This window comes from Vibrio sp. 1978, assembly GCF_033344345.1.
In genome coordinates this window covers 1-1045 of the sequence record NZ_JAWPOP010000158.1, presented here as the reverse complement: position 1 = coordinate 1045, position 1045 = coordinate 1, and the positions used below count along the sequence as shown (strand labels likewise).

The following is a 1045-nucleotide window of genomic DNA, read 5'->3' as shown; positions in this document are numbered from 1 at the left end:
TCTCTGCATCCCAATGGTTAAGCCAGTTGTCGGCACGAGTCATAAACTCTTCTTGCAGTTTTACATCGCCAGACATGCGCGCTATGTCTGCCATTGCCCAGTCACCGTAAGCAAACTCAAGCGTGTAAGACGCACTGTTCCAGTAGCCGTGATGAACAAAGCCGTTTTCTTCGTACACCTTCACTTGCACAACGTTTGCGGCGCCGATGTTGTTGTCTTCCGTCCAATCTGGGAACTCAGAAGCCTCGTGGTAGCGCACCGTAAACTCAGCCGCGTCTTTGGCAAGTTGTGGGTCGATGTCTAAGCCTTTCGCCATCGCGTCAGCAATGATAGAGACAGCAGGGAAGCCGATCATAGTGCCCGTGTAATGGCTGTGCAGTTCCCATTTCGGCAAGATGCCACCGTCTTCGTATTTACGAATCAGGTCGTTGGCAAACTCTTCGGCACGTTCTGGGTCGATGATGGTTTTCAGTGGATGCGCTGCGCGGAAAGTATCCCACATCGAGTACACGGAGTAGTTTGGCGTATCGCCCGCGTCTTTTTGAATGCGAGTACGCATCGCAGGGTATTGGCCGTCGACATCTTGGAAAATCATTGGCGCGATAGAGGCGTGGTAAAGCGCGGTGTAGAAGATCTCTTTCTGATCTTCTGTGCCCCCTTCAATTGAGAAGTTGAGTGCTTTTGCCCATTTCTCACGCGCGTTGTTGCGCGCAGTATCGAAAGAGACATTCGCTTCGGCATCGTAGTTGTTTTCTGCACCTTGAGGGTCAACCGCAGAAAAGAGACATTCGCTTCGGCATCGTAGTGGTTTTCTGCACCTTGAGGGTCAACCGCAGACAACGCCACTTGCGCATTCAACTCTTGTGAGCCTTCATCTTCAAATTCGATGTAGGCAGTGACGTCCGCTTTGACACGTTTGATAGCATTGCCTTGGTCATCGTAAATCAATTCAGAAACGTGCTCTGCCGTTAGGCCGTCAACAGGCTCACCATTGGCAAGGATGTAGACGTCTTTGATCTTCTTATCGAAAGTCGCATAGAAGAAG

At 50.7% G+C, this 1045-nt stretch carries 1 pseudogene; it reads right to left on the bottom strand.

What is annotated here, in order from left to right:
- Positions 1-1045, bottom strand: a pseudogene (locus R8N49_RS25180) (glycoside hydrolase domain-containing protein); the annotation flags it as partial.